General features: G+C 33.9%; 13 protein-coding genes. 1 reads left to right on the top strand and 12 read right to left on the bottom strand.

The genetic code is table 11. The features are described 5' to 3' along the window. Window positions 1-266: 266 nt before the first annotated feature. From P2W65_RS18925 to P2W65_RS18980, 12 genes are all read right to left on the bottom strand, one after another. The gene (locus P2W65_RS18925) at window positions 267-1,556 is read right to left on the bottom strand and encodes a beta-helix domain-containing protein (protein ID WP_289660008.1); all 1,290 of its coding nucleotides are present in this window, start codon (window positions 1,554-1,556) and stop codon (window positions 267-269) included. Between the two features lie 370 nt (window positions 1,557-1,926). Beyond that, window positions 1,927-2,565: an MBL fold metallo-hydrolase gene (locus P2W65_RS18930; protein WP_289660009.1), complete on the bottom strand. Its 639-nt coding sequence runs from the start codon at window positions 2,563-2,565 to the stop codon at window positions 1,927-1,929. Window positions 2,566-2,863: 298 nt separating this feature from the next. Further along, window positions 2,864-4,462, bottom strand: coding sequence for a RagB/SusD family nutrient uptake outer membrane protein (locus P2W65_RS18935; protein WP_289660011.1), 1,599 nt, complete (start codon window positions 4,460-4,462; stop codon window positions 2,864-2,866). Window positions 4,463-4,474: 12 nt separating this feature from the next. Then, window positions 4,475-7,462, bottom strand: coding sequence for a SusC/RagA family TonB-linked outer membrane protein (locus tag P2W65_RS18940; RefSeq protein ID WP_289660013.1), 2,988 nt, complete (start codon window positions 7,460-7,462; stop codon window positions 4,475-4,477). A gap of 395 nt (window positions 7,463-7,857) precedes the next feature. Then, window positions 7,858-9,438 (bottom strand): M61 family metallopeptidase, encoded by a 1,581-nt coding sequence (locus tag P2W65_RS18945; RefSeq protein ID WP_289660015.1) that lies wholly within the window; start codon window positions 9,436-9,438, stop codon window positions 7,858-7,860. Between the two features lie 188 nt (window positions 9,439-9,626). After that, complete coding sequence (locus P2W65_RS18950) at window positions 9,627-11,039, bottom strand: APC family permease (RefSeq protein WP_289660017.1); 1,413 nt, start codon at window positions 11,037-11,039, stop codon at window positions 9,627-9,629. Window positions 11,040-11,097: 58 nt separating this feature from the next. Beyond that, window positions 11,098-12,348 carry an NAD(P)/FAD-dependent oxidoreductase gene (locus P2W65_RS18955; RefSeq protein WP_289660019.1) on the bottom strand — a complete coding sequence of 417 codons (1,251 nt, stop codon included), beginning with the start codon at window positions 12,346-12,348 and terminating at the stop codon, window positions 11,098-11,100. A 19-nt stretch (window positions 12,349-12,367) separates the two neighbouring features. Continuing rightward, window positions 12,368-14,158, bottom strand: a complete 1,791-nt coding sequence (locus tag P2W65_RS18960; RefSeq protein WP_289660021.1) for a DUF885 family protein — start codon at window positions 14,156-14,158, stop codon at window positions 12,368-12,370. Between the two features lie 36 nt (window positions 14,159-14,194). Next, window positions 14,195-16,492, bottom strand: a complete 2,298-nt coding sequence (locus tag P2W65_RS18965; RefSeq protein ID WP_289660023.1) for a S9 family peptidase — start codon at window positions 16,490-16,492, stop codon at window positions 14,195-14,197. Window positions 16,493-16,866: 374 nt separating this feature from the next. Beyond that, complete coding sequence (locus tag P2W65_RS18970) at window positions 16,867-17,877, bottom strand: 4-hydroxyproline epimerase (protein ID WP_289660026.1); 1,011 nt, start codon at window positions 17,875-17,877, stop codon at window positions 16,867-16,869. Between the two features lie 2 nt (window positions 17,878-17,879). Next, window positions 17,880-19,463, bottom strand: coding sequence for an aldehyde dehydrogenase (NADP(+)) (locus P2W65_RS18975; RefSeq protein ID WP_289660028.1), 1,584 nt, complete (start codon window positions 19,461-19,463; stop codon window positions 17,880-17,882). A gap of 66 nt (window positions 19,464-19,529) precedes the next feature. Continuing rightward, window positions 19,530-20,444, bottom strand: coding sequence for a dihydrodipicolinate synthase family protein (locus P2W65_RS18980; RefSeq protein ID WP_289660030.1), 915 nt, complete (start codon window positions 20,442-20,444; stop codon window positions 19,530-19,532). Between the two features lie 182 nt (window positions 20,445-20,626). Between P2W65_RS18980 and P2W65_RS18985 the strand changes: the two genes are divergently transcribed. Then, a complete protein-coding gene (locus tag P2W65_RS18985; RefSeq protein WP_109193714.1) occupies window positions 20,627-21,481 on the top strand; it encodes an AraC family transcriptional regulator in 855 nt (284 codons plus the stop codon). The last annotated feature ends 11 nt before the right edge of the window (window positions 21,482-21,492 follow it).

Consider the following 21,492-nt stretch of genomic DNA (forward strand, 5'->3'; position numbering starts at 1 on the left):
GGAACGACACATTTTATAGATTAAGAAAAAATATGTCGTTCCGCTGGAGTTTTAAATTGTAAACATTTAATTTTTCTATAAATATTTCGCTTCGCTGAAGCTTACAAAAGAGAATTATTCTTTTGAACAATATTAAACAAACCTAACTAAGCTTTGTTAAAAGCTGTCTAATTTTAAAATGTAATTAATCTTAGAAATGACTAAAAAAAGCAAAGCCGAAATAATTAATTTCGGCTTTGCTTTTATCTATCTATATTAAAGATTTTTTATTTACCACTAGAAGCGGTAATATTTCCTAATTTAAGTCTAAAATCTGGTCTTCTTGCGTTGTATGCATCAACAAACGTTTCTTGATTCTCTGTGTGAGAATAAACATTTGCAAAAATGCTGTTTCCATACCAATTTTCTAAGTCCGTATTATCTTTATTATTTTCTGTAAAAATGTTACCGTTACATTGATTGAAAAACATTTCTTCAAATTTAATTTTCTTCAAGTTAGCAGAATTGATTTCTGTTTTGCTGTCTATCAATACCGCAGGATTAAATCCAGAAACTACACTTCTTTTTAATTCTAAAGATGCATTTTCAGCAACATAAATCGCTTCTTTTACTAAACCAGATTGAATATCAGCTTTAATTTTTTCGCTGTCATTAAGTAATGTAACGTTTGAAGCTGAAACTAATGTAAACTTTTTAGTGAAATCAGTTTCGTTTTTCTTTTCGTATCCTTTTACTTCCAAACATCTAGATCCATCTTTATTACTTGATAAGTAAGAAGATCTAACAGCTAAAGAGTTATACAGACGGGCTTGAACGCCTTGAGTAAATTTAAAATCGTCGTTGATTGATTTGTATGAAACTAACTGAGAAGCATTAACATCTCCACCATAAAAAGCAAATGAATCACCGCCTGAGTAGCTTACCATGATATTTTCTACAACTGTTTTGTTACCAACACCAGCAATAGTCAATCCGTTAAAAGAATCTAAACCTTTTACCTTTTTACCAGCAAATTCAATTCTAACAAACTTTAAAACTCCAGAGTTACTAGCTTCATTGTTTCCACCGTAGACAGTAAGTGCTGGATCAAGATCTAAATTGTAAGAACCTACACTACCAAATTTGTTGATTGGAGCATCACCAAGAACAACTACACCTCCCCAGTCGCCAGCTTTTTTCATGCTTTTGTTAGAAGTAAAAATAATTGGATCCGTTTCTTGTCCAATTGCCATAATCTGAGCTCCTTTTGTAATTACTAAAGTTCCTTTAGTTTCAGAATCTCCAATAATTACGGTACCTGGTTCAATTGTAAGCACAGCATTATTAGTAACATATACATTTCCTTGAAGAACATATACATTTCTTTTTAGCAATTTTGTATTCTCCGTAATGTTTCCTGCTAAAATTTGATTTGGTTCCTTAGATTCAACCTTATGAGGCTTAAACTCTGTCCAGTTATCCAACCAGTTGTTGTATCCAATAATTCCTTTTTCCTGTTGTGCGTTTACGCCGGCTGCTGTCAGCAATAAACAAACCAATAAAGTAATTTTTTTCATAATCTTGGGGCTTTTGTGGTATTATTAAAACTTATTTTGGCACGTTGAGTGATAAAAAAATCTTTTTTAGATTTTAGAACTCAGGACTTAACCTGGATAAATTTTGTTTCATCAGCAGTTGAAATTAAAATACTGTTAGCAATTCCAAATGTGCCTTTCCACAAATTTAAGTAAATAAATGTAATAAATCCCAGTGTTTACTCATATTTAACAATTGTTAACCGCAAAATAACATTCGATAAAATACAATAAACAGGCTAATAAGAACGACGAACAGTCAAGAATAGAAATAACAGCCCTAATAAAACATTAAATTTCAGCTTACTAAATTAAAACGAACTTAAACAAAGTATTAATCTTCTGTTCTTTACTAACAAGCCCAATTGTTTTTAATAACTGCAGTTACAGCTCCTGAACTATATTCGGGCGTACTCACTAAAACAACTGTATTGTCACCAAATAAATCATACGATAGACCTTGTGGTCCTATTCCGGTTTTGGTAAAACTATATTTTTGAAGATTTAAATCATTCCATTTTTCTGCCAATACATTATTTGTTTTTTCTGCTGATTCAACGTTCCATTGCAAATCACTTACCATGATTTTTTTTGCATTCTTTAAATAATTTAATCCTCTCGAATAATCTGAAGGAAGATCACTTGGAATCAAATAATCTATATCATTTGTTTGATATCCAACTTTTGCCAGTTTTTCAATAATAATATCTTCCATCTCAACAAATGGTTTGTTGATTAAATTTTGAAAAAAACTAAGTTCTTTTTTGTCACGTTTAATTTGATGCCTATCTGCATGGCACATCTGATCAATTAAAACTACGCCTTTGGGATGTTCTATCAAATAGCTTGATACGGGAAGCCAAATCCTACATTTAACTGGTTTTGAAATTCCAGTGTAAGAGAATGCAGGAAAGTTATCATTTTCGTTGGCAGGGAGAAATCGATCCACTCTAACCTGTACGTTTTGCAAATTGTGAACTTTAATTTCCATAATCAAATAGTATTTTTTATTTGAACCAAAAAATTCTTGGGTTATACAACCAAAGCATCAATCTATTTTTAAATATTGTTTTAATTGGATAATTCTTGAATCTAAAAATAGAAAAAAACGCATAGGTATAATAGCATAATTTCGTCTTTTTTTTCTTTTATGTTAGTTATAAAGCATAATTCTCAAAAGATTATTATTAGACAAAACAATCTTATAAAATAAAATTTAAAAATAGGAAGCAGAAATGAATCCGCCCCCTATCAAAACTAAAAAATTCAAAATGTTTTTGTCTAATTTATTAATTGTAACCTGGATTTTGCTGCAGATTACTGTTGGTATCTCTTACAGACTGTGGTATCGGTAAAATACTTCTGAAATCACCATTTGGCGTGTGAGTAAACCATGATTTTTTAGTAAATACTCCAAATCGTATTAAATCCTGTTTTCTATGAGCTTCTCCAATAAATTCCCAAGCAAGTTCGTCTAAGAAACCTCCATATTGAATATCAGCACCACCTTCTAACTTGGTAATAACACCAGAAGCATAAGTTCCATATTTGTAAACGCTTCCTCCACTAAGTTTTGCTCCACTAACAGTAGCTTTAGCAGGATTTGTATTTTTAAAATCTCTTTGTCTGATTTGAGAAACAATAGTAGCCGCTCCATCAGCATCTCCATTTCTTAACAAACATTCTGCTTTAATCATCAAAGCATCAGTATATCTGTAGAAAGGCACATCATTACTGGTTTGTCCTATATCTCCGGTACCAATTTCATATTTAACTAATCTGTATCCTTCGTTAGGTTCACAGCCGTTTACGTTTGTCATGAAATTGATATACTCAAATTGTTTACCATCTACCATTATCGGCTCTCCTTTGCTTGTATATTGTTTACCTCCTAACCAACAATCTTTTAATCTTTGATCATCTGGATCGTACGTATCAATAAATTGAGGAATTCCTCCAGTTCCATTCCAAGGGCCACCGCTCATTTCAAATGTTGCCTGACTTGGTGCTGCTAATGATTTAAAAGGCCAGTAACTTCCTCCTGTTTTTACCTGATCAAAAGGAATTGATAATATTTCTTCTGGAGAACCTTCATTTTTAATTTTAAAATTATCAGCGTAATTAGTTGCCAAACTAAATTTTCCACTGGCTATAATTTCATTAACCTCTGCTAAAGCTTCATTATATTTAGGAGTACCAATATAAACTTGTGCATTTAAATACAATTTAGCCAAAGTCATCTTAACTGCCCACTTTGTAACTTTTCCATAAGTTTCTGTATTGTTTTCTTCACTTAAAAATGGCAGTGCAGTTTTCAATTCGCTTTCAACAAAATCATATACTTCTTTCCCTGTATTCTGTACTGGCAGATAGCCTGGAGGATTTATAAAAGAAGTTACAATAGGAACATTTCTAAAATTATCTAGCAGTAAATAGTAATAAATCGCTCTTAATGCTTTTAGTTCCTGAATTACTTTATCTTTATTTGCAATACCTTCAATCTGTTCTATCTGATATATTGCCCTATTCACACTATTTACACCTGTATACATATAACTCCAGTTACCTTCTGCATGAGGAAGCGTAGAGCCCCAAGTATGGAGGTGCATGGTGATATAATAATCTCCCCAGCCAATTCCATTTCGCTGTGGCGTTACTAAACAGTCAGACGATTCTTCATACAAATCATGCAAACCATCCCAGTTCCAAAAAATTCCTCTAAATGAAGTATAAGCTGGCGCAATAATACTCGTCAAATCTTCTTCAGTAAGCGTTGTCCCTTCAGCAGTTATTTTGTCATAAACTGTCTCGTCCAAATTGGTACAGCCAGTTCCCAAAAGAAGCAAGCCAGAAATAAGGATTTTATATACTATATTTTGATTTTTCATCTTTAATTCTTTTTAAAAAGTTACGTTTAAACCTAAAGTAAAACCTCTTGTTGTTGGATATTTGTCTCTATTGTCTATTCCTTGTGACAAAACATTATCTCTTGCAATCTCAGGATCCAAACCTTTATATTTTGTAATTACAGCCAAATTATTTGCTGAAGCATAAACACGCATTGCACTGATAAACTTATATGGCTTGACATCGAAATTGTAAGTCAGTGTAACGTTATCAAGTTTTGCATAATCTCCTTGTTCTAGATAATAACTAACGTATGTTTGATTATAATTTAAAACCGCTTTATCGTAAACTTTATCAAATGCAGAACTCAACATGTTATAATTGATCGTAGGATTTTCGTAAAACATACGCTGAGAATTTAATATCTGAAAATCAAAAGCTCCCGTCATTACAATGCTTAAATCAAACTTTTTGTAGGTAAAGGTATTCGTCCAACCAGCAACGTAATTTGGTATTCCGTTACCTAAATATTGTTTGTTAGCATCATTGTATAAATCTGGTGTCAGAGTTTTTCTAGTTCCATCAGCGGTTTCGATAATCCATTTTCCATCAGTAGTAATGTCAACAGATTTTAATCCCCAATAATTTCCAATAGATTGGCCAACTTCTAATCTATGCGTTGTAAAAGAGATTGGATCTCCAGTATCTCCAGTATTAATAAAGTTTCTGTCAATACTATACAAATCATTTGAAAGACTTGTTAACTTATTTTTATTGTGTGAAAAAGTCATAGAAGAATTCCACATAAAATTTTCGGTCTTAACCGGAATTGTATTCAGGAGAATTTCAAAACCTTTGTTTTCCATTTTTCCAACATTTGCTGTAATGCTAGAATATAAATATGGAGGTGTTGGAACAGCATAATCCCACAACATATCGCTTGTTTTTTTACTGTAAACATCAAAGCTTCCGCTGATTCTGTTATTAAAAAATCCAAAATCAATACCTACATTCACCTCTGCTGTTTTTTCCCAGCGTAAATCTGGATTAGGGTTACTTGCAGGAACTAATCCTTTTACCCATTTACCGTCATTAAAGAAATACCCATCATAATTATACAAAGTCTGAGACAAATAAGATTCGCCAGGAATTACCCCCGTAACACCATAACCTGCTCTTATTTTTAAATTATTAATAGCTGAAACATTGTTAAGAAAAGACTCTTTATTAATGCTCCATCCTGCTGAAGCTGCAGGGAAATTACCCCATTTATGATTTTCCCCAAACTTAGAAGAACCCTCTCTTCTGATACTAAACAAAAGATCATATTTATTATTAAAATTGTAATTCGCTCTTCCGAAGAAACCTATCAATTTATCATCATTTTTGTAACTTGCCATAGATGCTTTTCCATCAGACAATGCATTACCCGCTCCTAAATTATTATATGAAAAAGCGTCTGTTGGGAAATCAAAGTTAGAAGCAGAGAAACCTTCATTCACCGTGTATTGATAACTATAACCTCCCAATAGCGTAAATTCGTGCTTATCTAATTTTTTATTATACTTAGAAGTAAGTTCAACATAATCTCTATCGGTTTGGCCAGTACTTCTTGAAGCGACTCCATTTCTTCCATTTATGGTGTTCGAATAGTGTTTTTTAGTTTCAGAATAACCATCTAATCCAGTATTTTTATTTTTGGCAAGCAAAGCACTTACATCCCATCCTGGTAACAAATCCAAAGTTATGTTAGCAGTAAACCTCTGCCAAGTACTTTGTCTGTCCTGTTTTGTCTCGTTTAAGATAGCAACTGGATTATAATATTGAAATCTATTGGTTTCTGCATATGTTCCATCAGGTTTGTAAACTGGAGCAGTAGGATTTCTAATCATGGCTTGTCTATAGGCATAACCTGCTGTACCTGGAGAAATTCCCATTTTTTGTGTTCCGTTCAATAAGTTCAAATTAATTTTTAATTTGTCATTGAACATCGTATGATTAACATCAAATGAAAATCTATACTCCTTGTTAAACGTACCATTAAAAACTCCTGTTTGATCTACATAATTTAAATTCGCTACATAGTTAGTTTTTGCAGTTCCTCCTTTAAGGTCTAAGTTATGATTTTGAGCAAAACTGCTTCTTGAAATTTCACCTAACCAATCTGTAGTAGCACCTTCATCTGTAAAAGGCATTTTAGTTCCCTGCGCCAGTAAACTTCTTAATCCCGCGGCATCTAAGAAATTAGCTTTCTTTGCAAAATTAGCCACCGTTGTAAAAGCAGAATACGTCATGGTTGGCTGTATCTCTTTATTGACAGTCTTTGTTGTAATCAAAATCACACCATTAGCCCCCCTTGTTCCATAAATAGCTGCAGCCGATGCATCTTTCAAAACCTCTATAGAGGCAATTTCATTTGGAGAAACAGTATCAATTCCACCAGGTACTCCGTTGATTAAAACTAAAGGAGCTGATCCGCCTTTTAAAGAAGATACCCCGCGCAATGATATATTGGGCGCTGCAGAAGGATCTCCAGAACCATTGCTAATGGTTAAACCAGCAACTTTTCCTTTTATAAGATCCGAAGCGTCTCTGATTGCTCCTCTTGTAAAATCTTTTTCTTTAATACTGGCAATAGCACTTGTAACTCTCGATTTCTTTTGAGTACCGTATCCAACTACAACAACATCGGCTAATTGTTCCGTATTTTCGATTAGCACTACATCTACTTTATTACCTGAAACTGTAACTTCCTGAGATGCAAATCCGACATAGGAAACAACCAACTTAGAATTTGGTTTTTGAAGTGTCATCTGGAAATTACCATCAAAATCTGACAATACACCATTATTAGATGTATTTTTTTCCATAATTGAAACTCCTGAAATCGGAACTCCATGAATGTCTTTTATGGAACCTTGAATCTTTGTTTGTGCAACGGAAGTAAAAAATATTAAGAGAAAAAAAAGGGTAAATCCCAACTTTTTCTTTAACAGTTTATTTCCAAAATTTTGCAATACTGAATGGTTAGTAAAATTCATAGCTTTTTTGGTTTTTTGGTTTTTGTTTGGTTAAAAAAAATACTTGCTTAATGCACAAAATACTTTATTGTGTATTTTAAACACTTGTAAAGTTAAATGATAACCAAACTCAAGAAAGCCAACAATTTATCCGAAAGCTATATTATATTATCCTCTTATTATGTTTTTACAGCAAAAACTGATTAAAAAAAATGGTATTCAAAAAAAATATGTTAATTATACATAATAAAAAGCATCTATTTTTAAAATTCATTAAAAAAACATCAGTATTAACCACTCAAAATAATCAATTAATAAGATTCATTCAAAAAATCGAAAAATCGACAAAAATCCAAAGCCCGTCACAATTAATTAGACTAATTTGTGACGGGCTTTTGGGTATTGTAATACCTACTCTACTTTTCTAACCAACTGCGTAGTACTTTCCTTTGATCATCAGTACTTGACTGCAAAATCTGAAAAGAAAATTTTCTGTTTTTGGAAACTGGATCTAAATCCTCTTTCAATTCTAAACCTGCATATTTTAAATAATTATTATAATCAATTGGTTTTGTAGTATAAACATATTCGAAAACATTCTTTAACGAACATTCTGCCATCTTTTCGCAGGATTCTTGAAATTCAGCATCGGTAAAACCACGCTGCATTTTTTTATAATATTCCCAATATAAAAAACGCATCACATCATCTAATGATTTTTGATTTTGTGTTGCTTTACGAATAGCAAAATCTAAAACAAGACCAACAGCTGGCCCTTTCTCATAGTAAGAAATAGAGTTAGCAGCATTTTCTCCCTGCTTTCCAAAAGGCCCATCGCTCCAAGTTTCAAAACTTGCTTGAGTTAAAGATTGGAATGCTCTTCCTGGAGAATTCTCAAACGCATTAATCCCACTTTCTAAATTTTGAAATAAAGTCTGATCCGTTACAAGTCCAGCTCTCTTTACAATTAGATATTCATAATAAACAGATAAGCCTTCGCTCACCCACAATAAATTTGTTTTGCTTCCTTTATCATAATCAAAAGGCCCCAATTCAAAAGGTCTGATTCTTTTAACATTGTAATGATGAAAATATTCATGAGCCAAAAAACTCATCATTCTGTTCATTGCCTCCGGTTTATCCAAATCAGAACCATCAAAACTAACCGTTGTATTATTAAGATGTTCGATGCCTCCTTGCTCCGGCCCAATTCCAATAAACGTATATTGTTTATACGGTATATCCCCAATAATGGCTACAGCCGATTCGACAACCTTTTTCAGATTGTCCATAAATTTTACTTTATCAAAATCGCCTATTTTATAACCTATAAAACGGTGTTCGATTCCGTTAACTTTAAAAGAGGGTAATTCTTCTAAATCTCCAATTAGGATTGGACAATCATATAAAATATCAAAATCAGTGGCTGTAAATTCATTTGTTTTTCCCGCAATTGGTTCTAAGCCTGTTGCAATTTTAAAGCCTTTTTTTATTCCTTTAATTTTTACAGAAACTGGCGTATTAATATGTTCATTAATATAGACAAACAAACTATTTGGAATTATATAAGCATGCGATGCATCGAGATAACTATTGGCTACAAACTGTTTATCGGCTTTTACATCATAACTTAAAGTGAATGGTTTATTCTTTTGCGTCTTAATCTGCCAACTGTTTTCGTTCAACTTTTTAACGGCTATATTTTTATTATCAGACTTTGCAGCGAAATTTTCTACCATTTTACTGTAATTCATTAACTGATAATAACCTGGCATCCAATTCGGCATTTTAAAGTCTATAGTTTCCTCCTGCCAGCCACTGCAATATAATTCCACATGAAAATAATGATTTTCAGTATTAGGCATTGAAACCACATACTGCAAAACTGGAGATTTCGTTTGTGAAACTGCAGATGGAGCAATTCCTAAAAAAACGAAAGATAAAATTAGAAAAACAAATAAGTTTCCTTTTCTGTTTTGTGCTGATAAATGGTTCATATGATTATTTATATTTTATACATTTTTGTTTTTTTTTGCCACAGATCGGAGGATTAAAAAGAATTACTATTTTTCTAAATTATTTTTAAATATCCCTGTACTTAGATTAGAGTAATTTTTATTTTTTTGCACACAACGTTTTGCAGAAACAATTCGTGAATTCGTGGCTAAAAAAACATTTTCCAGTTCTAAGCTTTGTCTTTACTCACGAAATAATAATAAATCGGAATTCCTAAAAGCACAATTGCCAATCCCGGTATCGAAGAATTGTATTTATAAATTAAAAGCATAATGCAAATAGTCAGAGCCGCAATAATATAAATAAAAGGCAGAATCGGATAACCAATTGCTTTGTACGGACGTTCTAAATCCGGTTTCGTTTTACGAAGTCTAAAAATTCCAGCAATGGTTAAAATGTAAAATATTAAAACGACGAATATTACATATTCCAAAAGTTCATTGTATTTGCCGCTTAAACAAAGTGCCGATGCCCAAATACATTGAATCCACAATGCTTTTTCTGGTACTCCGTTTTTATTTAATTGCCCTAATTGTTTAAAAAACAATCCGTCCTTGGCCATTGTATGATACACACGAGCTCCAGAAAGTATTAATCCGTTATTACATCCGAAAGTCGAAATCATCAATAATATGGCAATAATATAAGTTCCTGAATTTCCAAAAATATGCTGCGATGCTACCACACCTACACGATCATTTTCGGCATAGGCAATTTCATTTATAGAAAGAACCGATAAATACATCATATTGGTAGCAATATAAATTACGGTTACAATCAAAGTTCCCAAGAAAAGGCTTCTTCCGATATTTTTAGAAGGATTTTTTATTTCGCCGGCAATAAAAGTGACATTATTCCAGGAATCACTGCTAAACAAACTTCCGACAAGACTTGCTGCTAAAGCTCCCATAATCGCAAATCCTGAGTAAGGAACCAACGTGTTTCCTTCTAATTTATTAATAGAAAAACCTGTGCTCCAGTTTGCTTTCCAAATATCAGCTTTTGCTGCAAGAGTAAAACCAAAAATGATAAGTCCGAACAGTGCAATTAGTTTTACCAGCGTAAAAATAGTCTGGATCATTTTTCCTTCTTTTACGCCTCTCGTATTTACATAAGTAAGGAAAACAACTAAAATTATAGAAGTCAATTGTGCCGCCGATATTTGTAAAAAACTAAAATCTATTATAATATTTTTTTCGCTCAGGGAAGGAAAAACATAAGCCGCAAATTTGCTAAAAGCAACCCCAACCGCAGCGATAGAACCAGTTTGTATCACTGCAAAAAAACTCCAGCCGTACAAAAAACCGGTAAGTGAATTGAAAGCTTCTTTTAAATATACATATTGTCCTCCAGCCTTCGGAAACATACTGCTCAATTCTCCATAACTTAACGCCGCAGCAATAGTTAGAAAACCCGTGAATAACCAGATCAACAATAAAGCACCTGCTGATCCTACATTACGAACTATATCTGCACTAACAATGAAGATTCCTGATCCAATCATAGAACCCGCAACGATCATGGTAGCATCTAATAATCCTAATGATCTTTTGAAATTATTTTTTTCTGTTGTTGATTCCATATTTCCTTGTTGTTTTGTTTTTTTGTTTTTGAATGAAAATCTGTTTTAGAAGCTGTATTTATCCAAACCTTTCTACTTCAAAAGCATCAATATCAATACTTGTAGCTTCTCTATTCACTATTTCTGAAACCAATTTTCCTGTCCCTGGCCCAAGGCTTAATCCCATCATAGAGTGCCCAGTTGCGACAACAACATTATTGTATTTTTTTATTCTTCCAATATAAGGCAGTCCGTCCGCAGAACATGGTCGGTAACCGTACCAAATATCTTCTTCCGCTGGTTTTTGGATATCAAATTCCGGCAGGAAATCTTTAACTGCATTTAATATTCCGTTGATACGATGATATTGTGGTTTTTCAGTTGTAGGCACTACTTCCATTGTACCTCCAAATCTAATTTTATTGCCGTCCATAGGTGCTATGGCAACTCTTCCCTCTGCTAGAATAATGGGATGATTTACTTTATAATTCGAATTTTCTAATGTGATGGAATAACCTCTTCCCGGCATCAGTGATACTTTAGCATTTACTAAGGCCGCGATTTCTCTCGTCCAAGCTCCTGTTGCAATCACTACATCATCTGCTTCATAAGATTGCTTATCGGTTATTACTTTTTTAACAACATTATTTTCTTTTTCAAAAGAAACAACAGTTTCTCCCGATTGAAACTGAACACCATTTGCTACTAAATGCTCCTTTAAAACTTTCATCAATTTATTTGGATAAACATGTGCATCACAATTAAACTGAACCGCTCCTATTGAATTAATTTTCGTTTGAGGTTCTAATGCCTGCAGCGCTTCATAATCCAGTAAGTTTACATCTAAACCTAATTCTCTTCCTTTAGAAACAGTATGTTCTGCGTGTTTCGCAACGGCTTCGGTTTGAAAAACTTCCAGCATTCCTTTGTGTTCATAAGCAAATTCAAAGCCTGGGATTTTTTTCCATTCTAAAAACTCATTCTGACTCAATAAAGATATGTCTCGAAGCGGAATAGCCGATTTGGCAACATTTGTTTCGGTAGCACTTTTAACAAAATTAATTCCCCAGTCCAGCAATGCTTTATTAAAAGAAGGCTTTACATAAAAGGGACTTTTAGAATTAAACATCCATTTGAATCCCTGCCAGACAATTCCAGGTGCTGCTAATGGTATAAAGTGACTCGGACAGACATATCCTAAATTGCCATAAGAGCAATTGTTTTCAAAATTATCTTTGTCTATTACGGTAACTTTACAACCACTTTGTTGTAAATAAAATGCCGAACTTAATCCTATAATTCCTCCGCCTATTACTACTACCTGTTTCATAAATGTGCTTGTATCTTAATTAAAATTTGTAAAATTTCCAGTTGGTTTTAAAATCTCTTTGCAAGGATTGATTAGTCAATAATGCTCTCAACAATTCGATTGGCATCGCATTTTCTCTCAAAATAGCATCATGATATTGCTGATATGTCATTTTCCCGCTTGTGACCAATTCTTCTTTTAAGGCAGTAAACTGCAACCCGCCCAGCATATAAGCGATTTGGTATAACGGACTATAACCGCCTACAAATGATCTGCGTACTTCGCCTTCTGCATTGGCACGTTCATGTCCTACCCGATCAACTAAAAAATCAATACATTGCTGCGGACTCCATTTTCCTAAATGATAGTTTAACGAAAAAATAATTCGCGCACAGCGATGCATTCTCCAAAACAGCATACCAATTTTGTCTTCGGGTGTCTGAGGAAATTTTAAATCCCATAACAGCATTTCCCAGTACAATGAATTTCCTTCAACCCAAAACGGAGTATCAAAATGACGGTATGCTTTGTATCGATCTTTCATAAATTGCTGCAAATGATGTCCTGCAATTAACTCATGATGAATGGTCGCTCTAGAAAAATGAGGATTATTGCCGCGCATGCTCATCATTTTTTCGCTATAAGACATTGTGCTTGTTGGATAAGAAATAATAAGAGATTCTCCGCCTAGAAAAAAGGGATTTATTTTTTGCGCTTCGGGCGACATCATGTACATACGCCAGCTCTCTTCTGCAATTGGCGGTATGGTCAAAAGATTATTTTGTTTTAAAAAATCTACTGACTGATTGTATAAATCCAGCATTGCCTGCGGTTGATCTCCCGGTGACACAAAATAATTTTTGACTTTTTCCTGAGCGGCTTTCCAATTGTCTCCAAAGCCCATTTCACGAGAGGCTTTTAATAATTCGGCATCACACCAGGCAAATTCTTTATTCGCAATAGCTACCAATTCTTCTGGGGAATACGGTATAAATTCTGTCTGCAACTGACGAATTAATTCTTCTCGTCCTATTGGATTTCCGACGATACCACTTCCATCTTCTTTTTGAGTACTGGCATCTTTTCTTTTTGACTTTAAAAGCAAAGCATATTCTCCTAAAGCAACATCAACTTCGCTGTAAGTTTTAGGAACCCACCAGGAAAATAAAGGATCATAACCATTATAAAAGTCAAAATAATTCTTCAAAATTTCCTGTAATCCTTTTGCGTGCGAAACAGCAAATTCTGAAGAAGTTTTATCTAAACCTTCAATTTTTTCAACTTTTTTAATTTGTTCTTTGATCGCTTTGCGTAAATCTTCCAGTTCTTTTGCAACTAGTTCTCCATTTACTTTGATTCCTCTTCTACGTGGTTTTTCCAGAGCATAAATTTTTTCATCAAAAGGGAAATAAACTTTTATCTTATCACATACTTTTTGCTGCTGTAGTAGTTCGTATTCTTCACTGTTTAAATTTCTATTAAATAAAATATAATCCACTTTGCCATTTATGTTCATGGCATCGAAATTTAATCCTTCAAGTGTTTTTTTATAATCAGAAATTAATTTTAAACGACGGTTTCTTCGTTCGGGAGTATTGTAGTTACCTTCATTGTATTGAACACCAAAAGTATCTGCATTGCTATTGGTGGCATAAAACCGCATGATACTTCCTTTATCGGCTTCATAATGTACCATGGTATTGTTTACTTCACTGGTTTGCAGATACAAATCTGAGCTGAAATTCTGTGCAAAAGAAGATGCTGGTCTTAAAACAATTAAAAAGATTAATAAGAGAAAATAACTGTTTCTATTTGTTTTGGTTTTAATCATAGTGGTATTTTGGTAGAGTTAAAAGACTGAATTTTTTTACTGGTCTAATTCATTGTTATTTCGGCTTGGAGGATCAACTCCTAATAAATGTTTTACAAAAAAATCACGTTTTCTCTGTCTTCCGTAAGGGCCACCATCACTATGACCAACGCCTGGCAGAGGCAGAAACTCAAATGTCTTTCCTGCTTTTATTAAGGCATCGGCAACACGATAAGTAGATTCTGGTGGTACATTTTCATCAGCTTCTCCAATCACTAATAATAAATTTCCTGTAAGTTTTCCGGCATTGGTTACATTAGATTGTTCTTTATAATGCTCTCCAACCGGATATCCCATCCATTGTTCGTTCCACCATTGTTTATCTACTCGATTGTCGTGGCAACCACAGGCGGCAACTCCTGCTTTGTAGAATTCCGGATGAAATAATAAACCGCCTAAAGCATTTTGCCCTCCGGCAGAAGTACCATACAATCCGACTCTTGAATCGTCTGCATAAGGATATTTTTTAGCCAAGGCTTTGATCCATAAAATACGATCTTCAAAACCGGCATCTTTTAAATTTTTCCAGCAGACATCATGAAAAGCTTTTGATCTATTGGCAGTTCCCATTCCATCAATTTGTACGACTATAAATCCTAACTGCGCCAGACTCTGCATCTCGGTGGTATAGCGATCCATAAAATTTTTAGGCACAAAAGAATCCTGCGGGCCTGCATAAATACTTTCAATTACAGGATATTTTTTATTAGGATCAAAATCTGCAGGACGGCATATTATTCCCCAAATATCTGTCACACCGTCTCTCCCTTTTGCATGAAAAGGTTCTGGTAAAGACATTCCTGTAGCGAGATAAGCTGTAGCATCTGATTTTTCAAGATCCATTATTTTTTTTCCATCAGAAGTACGATGAAGTTCAATAATAGTAGCCACATTCGGTTCTGAGTAAGAATCGACATAGTATTGTTTGTTTTTTGAAAAAGAAACCAGATGATTTCCTTTTGAAGGAGTAAGATTAATAAGTTTATTTCCATCAAATCCTATGCGGTAATGATGAATATAGTAAGGATCTTCGTTTGAATTCATTCCGCTTGCCGAAAACCAAATTTCTCTTTTCTTTTCATCAATGCTGTCAATACTTCGAACAACCCATTCTCCTTTAGTAATTTGCTTTTTTTCTTTACCTGTTATCGCATCAATTAAATACAAATGTCTCCAACCGTCTTTTTCAGAAGACATTACAATTTCATTGCTTTCTTTACCATAATGTGTAAACAATCTGGATTCGTAAATAAAAGTATTGGTCTTTTCATCGACTACCGAACGGGTTTCGGCAGTTTGAGCATTTACTTCTATAATTCTAAATCTTTGATGGCCTCGTTCTACTTTTTCAAACGTAAAATAATTAGCATTATCTTTTCTCCAATGCAATTCTGGAGCATCAAAAAAGTCAATTATTGGGGCATTTACTTTTGTTGTTTTTTGATTTTCGATATGAAACAAATACATTTCATAAGTAGTGAAAGGATCTCCCGGCTGTTTATAAGGCTGGGAATGCAATTCGCCGCGAGTAGTATTGGCTACAGAAGTTAAGACATAATGAACAGGCAAATCGGTAAAGGGAGTAATTAGATAACCAACAATATATTTGCTGTCAGGCGACCACGCTAAAGCCCCATACGGTTTTTCTTTTGTGCCGTCTTTTGTGAATTGAATTTCATTTCCTCCAGCGATTGGCTTTATAAATACATTACAATCTTTTATAAAAGCCAGCCATTTTTTATTGGGAGAAATACTGTCTGTCTTAAAGGAATTCCATCTTTGCCATTGCCTATTTAAACTAGGATATTTTATTTTGTCTTTAGACAGGGAATTTATTTTTTGAATGCTATAATCGGAGAGCCTTACCTGATAGTAGTTTTTATCATATTTTAAAGCTATAGAACTTGTTTTGGCATCATAATTTAAACTATCAATAACCAGACTTTTTTGGGGAGTTTTAATTACTGTAACCGAACTTAGGGCATTTCTTAATTTTGGTTCGTCAAATAAAATATTTTTAGTTCCTTTTTCTGCATCAACTAAGATATATTCGATGATACTGTCTTTTAAAACATTGGAATACCAAAATGATTTTCCGTCGCTTTGCCACTGTGCTTTTATAATGGTCTTGAAAACAGTATTTTTAACTGCTTTATCCAATAACAAAGCTTTTTTATATCGTTCTAAAATCTCGGTTTTAGAAGGCTGATAGGGTATCATTTCTTTATGCTGCGAATATAAATTACAGTTCAAAAATGATACGAAGAAGGCAAAAAGTAGTAAATTCTTTTTCATAGTTATTCAAATACAAGGAGACTTCCCTATTTATTAATTATAGAAACCCGTTGGGCGAAATTATCTTTTCAATTCTATCGCATCAGCGTAGATATAAATCTGTCTAAATCTGCTTTTATCTGTGTAAATATGCGTGAAAAACTGACATGCAAAATCATTTCACGCAGATTTGAAAGGATTTCAGCAGATCAAATTAGATTTTAATCCTTCAATCAAGCTATTTTCTTCAATTTTATAATGGATTATAGAAATAAAAATAGTTTACCAATAGAACTTTAAACTGCCAAAAAGCAGGTTTTAAAGTCCTATTCACGATACTGAAAATAAGCTGTAAAAATTTAAAAATAAAGAACGGTTAATTCAGGAATATTGAATTACAAAACCTGAAATCCGTGTGCGTAAGGATCATCTTCCTCATCAATAATTATGGTATTGTAACCATACACTTTTGCCCATCCTTGTATGCTGGGAACAATGGCTTTAATATCGCCAATTGCAGTTTCTTCTTCTATTCTGCCAACGAACTTACTTCCGATATAACTTTCGTGTATAAATTCGTCTCCTTTTTTAAGCAATCCTTTGGCATGCAACTGTGCCATTCTTGCTGATGTACCTGTACCGCAAGGCGAACGGTCTATCGCTTTGTCTCCATAAAAAACAGCATTTCTGCCTGATGAAGTCGGATCTAAAGGTGTTCCTGTCCATAACATATGACTCACATCTCTAATCGTTTCATTTTCAGGATGAATAAATAGATTTGGATATTTTTCGTTAATTCGCGCTCGCACTACCTGACTGTATTGCACAATCTTACTGGCGGTAAAATCCTGAATTCCAGAAAAATTTTGCTGCGGATCTACAATGGCATAATAATTTCCGCCATAGGCAACATCAAAAGTTAATTCGCCTAATTCCGGGCATTCTACAGTTAAATTTTCAGCCGCTAAATACGATTTAACATTCGTCAATTTAACCCATTCTACTTTTTTACCAACTTGCTTGTATTCAATTTTTACCAAGCCTGCAGGCGCTTCCATATTTATTTTCCCTGGAATTTTCGGACTAATTAATCCTTCTTCAATTGCAATGGTAATCGTACCTATTGTACCGTGTCCACACATTGGCAGACAGCCTGACGTTTCGATAAACAAAATTCCAAAATCGTTATCTGGATTCGTTGGCGGAAACAAAATACTGCCACTCATCATATCATGTCCGCGAGGTTCAAACATCAATCCTTTACGAATCCAATCGTATTGGCTTAAAAAATGCTGTCTTTTCTCGCTCATGTTGACGCCAATTAAATTTGGCCCACCGCCAGCAACTACTCTAACTGGATTACCACAAGTGTGTGCATCTACACAAAAAAAAGTTTTTCTAGCCATATTTAAATTGAATCTCTTGTTTGAACATTATTAACTAATCTTGAAATTCCAAGCGGGTTTTCATTTTGAAGTGCCTCTGGAAGTTTGTTATTCGGCCAATTCTGATAACTAAAAGGTCTAACCCATCTTTTAATGGAACCAATTCCAACTGCTGTAAACCTGGAATCTGATGAGGAAGGATAGGGTCCGCCATGCACCATCGACGGACATACCTCTACTCCTGTCGGTAATCCGTTAAAAATTATTCTTCCGACACGATTACCCATAGCATCCACTACTTCTTCATAGTTTTCAATTTCATTTTCTTCTGCCAAAATACTACCCGTCAGCTGTCCTTCTAATTTTTCAATAATCGCAACCAGTTCAATTTCGTCTTCACATTGTACTAAAATTGAAAAAGGCCCGAAAACCTCTCTATGCAAAACTGGATTTTCTAAAAATATTTTGCCTGAAACCGTCAGTATTTTTTGTGAAGCGTAATTAGGATTATCTGTTTTAGCATATTCTGCAACCACTTCAATTCCGTCTTGCGAACTTAACAGTTCATTATTGGATTGATAATTTTTATAAATCGATGGATTCAACATACAACTTGGCGAAATCTTTAAAATCTCAACGGCAAGCTGTTGGGTAAACGTTTTTAAAGCATCACTTTTAATTCCGAGCATCAATCCGGGATTTGTACAAAACTGTCCTGCACCTAATGTTACAGAACCAGCGCATGCCACTGCCCATTTTTCAGCATTTTGTTTTAATGCTTCTGGTAATAATACAACTGGATTTATACTTCCCATTTCAGCAAAAACCGGAATTGGTTCTTCACGCTGTCCTGCTAAATCATATAGAGAACGACCTCCTTTTATACTTCCTGTGAATCCAACTGCCTTAACCAAAGGATGTTTTACCAGTGTAACCCCAACTTCAATGCCGCTACTGTTCAAATTAGAAAAAACACCTTCTGGCATATTCGTTTTTTGAGCTGCTTTAATTACTGCCGAAGCTACCATTTCTCCAGTACCTGCATGCATGGGATGGCTTTTTACGATAACTGGACATCCAGCGGCCAATGCAGATGCTGTATCGCCGCCGGCAGTAGAATACGCGAATGGAAAATTACTGGATCCAAAAACGACTACAGTACCTAAAGGTCGCTTCATTTTACGAAGATCAACCTTTGGCAAGGGAACTCTGTCTGGAATAGCAGTGTCAATTGCCGCTTCAACCCAAGAACCTTCTTCTACTAAATCAGCAAAAGCATTTAATTGTCCGATAGTTCTTCCTCTTTCGCCTTCAGCTCTTCCTCTTGGCAAACCCGATTCTTGACAATAAACGTCTAAGAGATTATCTCCTAAAACCAATATTTCATCCGCAATTGTTCTTAGAAATAAGGCTTTCTCTTTACCAGTAGATTTCTGAAATGTCAAAAATGCTTTGCTTGCAAGAGTTACGGCGGATTCTATTTCTTCATTACTTGCTTCAGTAAACTGCCAAGGATTCTCTGTATTTTCCTGCGGATTAAACGTTTTGAAGGTTTTATCGCCGCTGGCTGACAACTGACTCCCTATGTAATTTTTTCCAGTAATCATGTATTCTATAGTATTTGGTTAAGTAATTCTAAAATTGAAAAAAGTTTTCAAAAAACTTCTTTTCTATTAAAGGCTTTTATAGTCTGGCAGCGCTGGTCTATTTTTTAATGAATCATTAATAATAGCCAAAACTCTTTCTCTTTCAGCTCCCATAAGTGGTAACCTTGGTGCACGTACGTATTCCGTTCCTAATCCTGTTCCCACTTCCGCCAACTTAATATTTTGAACCAATTGTGCATTGATATCCAATTCTAATAAAGGCAAAAACCAACGGTAAATCGTCAACGCTTCCTGAACTTTACCAGCTTTCGCTAATTTATAAATAGCAACTGTTTCTTCCGGAAAAGCATCTACAAGACCACCAACCCATCCGTCAGCTCCCATTAGTAAACTTTCTAATCCTAAAGTATCAACTCCTGTAAGGACTTTTAATCTGCTTCCAAAACGATTAATGATTCTGGTTACATTAGAAATATCTCTTGTAGATTCTTTAACAGCCTGAATGTTATCCAGCTTTAAAAGTTCTTCAAACATGTCTAAAGTTACCTCGATCTTATAATCAACCGGATTGTTGTAGATCATAATAGGTAAAGAAGTACTTTTTGCAACTTCTGTAAAATATTCAACAGTTTCGTGGTCGGTAGCTTTGTAACGCATTGGAGGCAACATCATTAAACCTCTTGCTCCATTAGCTTCAGCTTTGTTTGCTGCTTCAATAGCACCGCGCGTAGTTTGTTCTGCAATATTCATTATCACAGGAACCTTTCCATCAACTATACGAACTGTTTCAAGAATAAGGTCTTGTTTTTCTTCTTCTAAAAGTGTACTTGCTTCTCCTAAAGTTCCTCCAAGAATAACGCCTTCTATTCCAGCATCTAATTGATAATTAAGGTTTTTCTCAAACATTTTAAAATCTAAAGTGTCTTCAGCTGTAAAATTTGTGGTAACAGCTGGCATTACCCCTTTCCATTGAATATTCATAATTTATCTATTTTTATTTATTTCAAAGGTATCAAGGGGGGTAAAAATTTTATCTAGGAATATTATCAAAAACCTATACAATATTATCTCATTTGTAAGATTTTAACAAAAACTAGATTAATTTTAATTCATCTTTTACTAATTTTCATATCTTTCCGTAAAATATAAAAAATAACCAAGTAATGAAAGTTTTTCCTTTTAAAATCCCAAAGTCAAGCGAAGAGGCATTTATCTATCAAGAAGACTGCGAAACTATTTTTTATGATAAATACCATCAGCATGAAGAAATTCAAATTAGTTATATAAAGAAAGGAGAAGGCAAAATTTTAGTCGGAGATATGATTACTGAATATCAAAAAGGCGACATCATTATATTAGGAAGCAATTTACCGCACGTTTTTAAAAGTGACATTTCTGAAAGCAGAGGAATGTCGGTCATGCTTACGGTCTTTTTTACCGAAAATGGATTCGGAAAAGATTTCTTTAATTTACCGGAATTAAATGCTGTAGAACCTTTTTTTACAGCCATTAAAAACGGAATACAGATTAGAGATGCCAAACCATCTATTATAAGGAAGTTTAAAAAGTTTAAAGAAGCCGATAAATACGATCGTTTTATTCTTTTAATGTCTATGCTAAAAGCCTTTAGCCAATCTGATAAAAAACATCTTTCTAATTATGTTTTCAATAAACCTTTTACAGATGCTGAAGGGAAACGAATGCAGATGGTTTTTGATTTTGTCATGACGCATTATCAAAAAAACATCACTTTAGACGAAATTGCCCAAATTGCCAACATGACCAAAAATGCTTTCTGCAAATATTTCAAAACCCGAACTAAAAAGACTTTTTTCCAGTTTTTGATTGAAATAAGAATTGAACATGCTGCAAAACTGCTTATCAAAAACAAGGAATTATCGATTATCGAAATTTCGGAACTTAGTGGTTTCAATAATATTTCTAATTTCAACAGAAAATTTAAAGAAATCAAAAAGAAAACCCCTTTTGAGTTTAAAAGTTCCCTTATTAAGTCTTAGCCTATTTTACT

This window comes from Flavobacterium panacagri, assembly GCF_030378165.1.
Classification (GTDB): domain Bacteria; phylum Bacteroidota; class Bacteroidia; order Flavobacteriales; family Flavobacteriaceae; genus Flavobacterium; species Flavobacterium panacagri.

Excerpts from the sequence above, each read along its gene's own strand:
- P2W65_RS18980 (WP_289660030.1), bottom strand. The coding sequence starts at position 20,444 with ATGAATATTCAATGGAAAGGGGTAATGCCAGCTGTTACCACAAATTTT.
- P2W65_RS18935 (WP_289660011.1), bottom strand. The coding sequence starts at position 4,462 with ATGAAAAATCAAAATATAGTATATAAAATCCTTATTTCTGGCTTGCTT.
- P2W65_RS18975 (WP_289660028.1), bottom strand. The coding sequence starts at position 19,463 with ATGATTACTGGAAAAAATTACATAGGGAGTCAGTTGTCAGCCAGCGGC.
- P2W65_RS18955 (WP_289660019.1), bottom strand. The coding sequence starts at position 12,348 with ATGAAACAGGTAGTAGTAATAGGCGGAGGAATTATAGGATTAAGTTCG.
- P2W65_RS18925 (WP_289660008.1), bottom strand. The coding sequence starts at position 1,556 with ATGAAAAAAATTACTTTATTGGTTTGTTTATTGCTGACAGCAGCCGGC.
- P2W65_RS18930 (WP_289660009.1), bottom strand. The coding sequence starts at position 2,565 with ATGGAAATTAAAGTTCACAATTTGCAAAACGTACAGGTTAGAGTGGAT.
- P2W65_RS18965 (WP_289660023.1), bottom strand. The coding sequence starts at position 16,492 with ATGAAAAAGAATTTACTACTTTTTGCCTTCTTCGTATCATTTTTGAAC.
- P2W65_RS18940 (WP_289660013.1), bottom strand. The coding sequence starts at position 7,462 with ATGAATTTTACTAACCATTCAGTATTGCAAAATTTTGGAAATAAACTG.
- P2W65_RS18950 (WP_289660017.1), bottom strand. The coding sequence starts at position 11,039 with ATGGAATCAACAACAGAAAAAAATAATTTCAAAAGATCATTAGGATTA.
- P2W65_RS18985 (WP_109193714.1), top strand. The coding sequence starts at position 20,627 with ATGAAAGTTTTTCCTTTTAAAATCCCAAAGTCAAGCGAAGAGGCATTT.
- P2W65_RS18960 (WP_289660021.1), bottom strand. The coding sequence starts at position 14,158 with ATGATTAAAACCAAAACAAATAGAAACAGTTATTTTCTCTTATTAATC.
- P2W65_RS18970 (WP_289660026.1), bottom strand. The coding sequence starts at position 17,877 with ATGGCTAGAAAAACTTTTTTTTGTGTAGATGCACACACTTGTGGTAAT.
- P2W65_RS18945 (WP_289660015.1), bottom strand. The coding sequence starts at position 9,438 with ATGAACCATTTATCAGCACAAAACAGAAAAGGAAACTTATTTGTTTTT.